The sequence below is a fragment of the Geobacillus sp. WSUCF1 genome, assembly GCF_000422025.1.
Taxonomy (GTDB): Bacteria; Bacillota; Bacilli; order Bacillales; family Anoxybacillaceae; genus Geobacillus; species Geobacillus zalihae.
Genome location: NZ_ATCO01000004.1, coordinates 1 through 3,931 on the forward strand (window position 1 = coordinate 1; position 3,931 = coordinate 3,931).

Annotated in this window: 4 protein-coding genes and 1 pseudogene; all 5 read left to right on the forward strand. The window is 45.4% G+C overall.

Annotated features, from left to right (window positions below; genetic code table 11):
- Nucleotides 1–52 precede the first annotated feature (52 nt).
- A complete protein-coding gene (locus tag I656_RS14310) occupies nt 53–253 on the forward strand; it encodes a helix-turn-helix transcriptional regulator (RefSeq protein ID WP_020753652.1) in 201 nt (66 codons plus the stop codon).
- Between the two features lie 5 nt (nt 254–258).
- A complete protein-coding gene (locus I656_RS14305; protein WP_020753653.1) occupies nt 259–687 on the forward strand; it encodes a hypothetical protein in 429 nt (142 codons plus the stop codon).
- 161 nt (nt 688–848) lie between these two features.
- A pseudogene (locus tag I656_RS0114510) lies at nt 849–2,028 on the forward strand (ISL3 family transposase).
- A 170-nt stretch (nt 2,029–2,198) separates the two neighbouring features.
- A complete protein-coding gene (locus I656_RS14300) occupies nt 2,199–3,404 on the forward strand; it encodes an MFS transporter (protein ID WP_013523552.1) in 1,206 nt (401 codons plus the stop codon).
- Between the two features lie 73 nt (nt 3,405–3,477).
- The coding region (locus tag I656_RS14295; RefSeq protein WP_020753656.1) for a PCYCGC motif-containing (lipo)protein at nt 3,478–3,931 on the forward strand (454 nt) is incomplete at its 3' end.

The following is a 3,931-nucleotide window of genomic DNA, read 5'->3' on the forward strand; positions in this document are numbered from 1 at the left end:
CCCCTCTGAATGTAATATATAATAAATTACATTCAGAGGGGGTTTTGAAATTGTGAAAAACAATCTTAAAGTTGCTCGTATCCAAGTAAATCTGACCCAACAACAACTGGCAGAAAAGGTTGGTGTAACTCGCCAAACTATCAGTTTAATCGAAAAAGGAAAATACAATCCTACTTTAAAATTGTGCCTCGAAATTTGTTATGCGGTTAATAAAACGTTAGATGAAATTTTTTGGGTAGAAAAGGGAGAGTGATTAAATTGCAAAAAATAAAAGACGAACGATTATTATTGAAAAATCTGCAAAATTTACGAATTGCCTACATTTTACAGACGCTTGGAATCATCGGAATATTAGGCTATGACCTAATAACAAAAGGAATAGATGGAATGAGAGAAAATCCATTATGGTTTGTGTTTATCCTTACAACGGTCGTATCAACTTTCTTATCAATGAACATTAGTGTGGAATATGAAAGTCAAAAAAGGTCACCCAAAAAAGGATTCCTAATATCACTTGTTGTATTAACACTTATTTCAACTATAATAGGAATCCTCACATCATTAAGTGAAGGCTTTACTGCAATTAATGGTGTTTTAATTGCAGGAATAATTTTTATATGTGGAATCGTTCCGATTTCTTATCTATATTATTTGAGAAAGAAAAGAATAGATGATCATACAGATTGAAGGAATAAACAATTGGAAAAACTTTTTAAAAAAGGATCTTCACCACAAGTTGTACTTGATCATTGAAGATCGGTGTGCATAGAGAAAATAGAGGGTACAAAAAATGCGAATTTTCCTGTATGGTAAAGGTGTCCAAACCAAACCATTGGAGGAAAATTCGCATGTACGCTCAGTTTATCAAAGAACTCATCGATTTACCAGATGTTTTGATTCAAAAGGTGCGAAAAGAAGAAGAACGTTGGATTTTCGAACTTTCTCTTCCCGAACAATGCCCGTTATGTCCTGTTTGCTTGAAACGCACGATCAAAATGACAGGAAAAAAGAAGCAATGGATGCATGGGTATGCTCAACGGATCGGCATCTTTTGGGTGGAACTCCCTGTGGAGCGTAGACGTTGTTGTACATGTGGCATGACATTCAGCACGTCTTATCCCGGAATTTCCCCTCGAAGTGCAGCGACGGATGCGTTTCAGCAATGGGTGGCGCAATCTTGCATCGGAACATCCATTCAGGCGGTGGCTCGTATGCTCAAGCTTCCGTACACGACCGTTGAACGCTGGTTTTATACCCATGCCCCTTCCTTCCTTCCTATCGAATGACATCCAACCAAAGGCAGTTTGTGTCGATGAGTTTGCGTTTCGAAAAGGACATGATTACGGAGTGGCAGTCATGGATGCCGAAACGGGAGAAGTGTATGCCGTTGAAGCAGGAAAGAACGAGGAAGCCATTGGACGTGTGTTGGCTCCTGTGTCTGGTTCTGTTCAGTATGTCGTGAGCGATTTGGCTCCAGCGATAAAAAAAGCCATTCAAGGGGTGTGTCCGGAAGCGAAGCATGTGGTCGATTATTTTCATGTGATTCAATTGTTTACGGAAGCGTTGGATCGATGCCGCCAATCCTTCGGAAAAGGGAACAAGAAACACGGGCATGTTCGGTATGTTTGCCGCTTATTGACCCAGTGTCCCGAGAAACTCACCGAGGAGGAGCGCCAAACGGTGCGGGAGTGGCAGAAAGAGAGCGATTCCTTGCAGGCTGTCTATCAATCCCTTCAACATTTTCGTTATGTATCCAAAAGCCAAAGCGAGCGACAAGCGAAACGTCGTTTGAACGCCTGGGTTCATCGGTATTTGTTTTGTCCTTGTTCTGCTGTTCGCGCCATCGCAAAATCACTCGTCAAACGAACAGACGAAATCATATCGTGCATTTTATCCCCTTATTCAAATGGGAAAATGGAGGGAACAAATAACAAGATCAAGCTGATGAAACGTCGGGGATACGGATACAGAAATATCCAGCGTTTTGCATTGCGGGTTCGGCTAGAAATAGCTAACATACTTTCATGACAGGTGCAAGTACAACTTTTGGTGATGAACCAACTATGAGCATACAACTAGAAAAATCAAGTCAGAAGTATTATCATAATTTTTACACAACTCTTATTCAACGCAGGCGGAGGCGTCACATCGCCGCTCCCCCTGCCATTTTTCCTTTTATGGGGGAAGGAGCGTGATTCATGGGCCAAGAAGCATTGTGGACAAAACACTTTGCCAGCCTTTTTATTTGCAATTTTTTCTTGTTTGCCAACTATTATTTTCTTTTGGTCACCATGCCGATTTACGCCATTCATGACTTGCACGTCGAGGAATCGCTGTCAGGGCTTGTGTCGGCTGTTTTTTTGGCGGCGGCCATTATCGTCCGTTTTGCCGCCAACCAGTTTGTCGAACGCTACGGGAAGCGATTGATGCTGAGATGGTCTCTTCTTCTTTTCATTACATCTTCCGTATTGTACCTATTTTCCCACAGCCTGCTCAGTTTGCTTGCCATCCGCTTTTTGCACGGCTTAGGGTTCGGCATTGCCACGATGGTAGGCGGAGCGCTCGTCGCTGATATCGTTCCATCGACACGGCAAGGGGAAGGAATGGGCTATTTTGTTTTGTCCTCCAATCTCGCTATGGTGGCTGGGCCGTTTTTCGGCCTCTTTTCTCTTGAACGCCTTGGGGCGTTTTGGATGCTGATCATTGCGCTTGTATGCACCGTCGCTTCTTTCCTTTCTGCGCTGTCTATCCGTTCGGCAACGCCGCAGGCGAAGCAGTCATCTTCGAAACTGCGAATCCAGCTGTCGCTGAAGCAGATGATCGAGCCTTCCGTGCTACCGCTGGCGTTCATCGGTGCATTGTTCGCTTTGACGTACGCGCCCGTGCTGTCGTTTGTGTCGGTCTACGCCAAATCGCTTCATCTTGGGGAAAGCAGCAATCTCTTTTTCGTGATTTATGCTGCGGTGCTGCTTGTTTCCCGTCCGTTTACCGGGAGATGGTTTGACGCACACGGACCGAAGGCGCTTATTGTATTTTGCACATCTTCATTTGCCGTCGGGCTGTTTTTGTTAAGCATAGCGAAAACGACAGGAATCTTTTTATTAAGTGCAGCTTTGATCGGAATGGGCTGGGGCAATTTGTTTCCGGTTTTGCAGACGATGGCGATTCAATCAGGCTCTTTGTCGCGCAGTTCTTCTTCCCTCGGCACGTTTTTATCGTTTTTTGACGTTGGCATCAGCGCCGGCTCTTTTCTCACCGGCGTGCTGATGGCCTCAATCGGATTCCGACCGCTTTACGCCGGAGATGCATTGTTTCTGCTCGCTGTTTTTGCCCTTTATTTCGCCATGATCGAAAAACGACGAAAACACAAACACCGCCACGCCCAACAACAGCAACGCGCCTGACCATACGACGGTTGCCGCCTGCCGCGAAGTATGGTACATTCAAAATGCAGACTGTACGGAAAGGAAGAAGAGGATGAAACAACTGACATGGATCGCCACATGCATGTTGTCGCTCAGCGTTCTGCTCTCAAGCTGCACCGATGACGGCGTTCAGGAACAAAGCCACTCGCAGATGACGAAAACCGCCACCGGCGATATTCGCGAAACAACAAAATCGATCGAGCATTTGCCAAGCTTTTTGAGCGCGTTTGAAGAAGAGATGGCGGTCTTGTACCAGCAGGCGGCCGAACACCGCGAGCTGCTTGAGAATATCCCTTGCTATTGCGGCTGCGGGCAATCAGCTGGCCATAAGAACAATTACGACTGCTTCGTCTATGAAAATAAACAAGACGGCTCGGTCGTCTGGGATGATCATGCGACCAAATGCGGCGTCTGCTTGGAGATCGCCGCCGAATCGATCGCCGCTTACGATCAAGGGAAATCGATCAAAGACATTCGGCATATGATCGATGAAAAATATAAAGAAG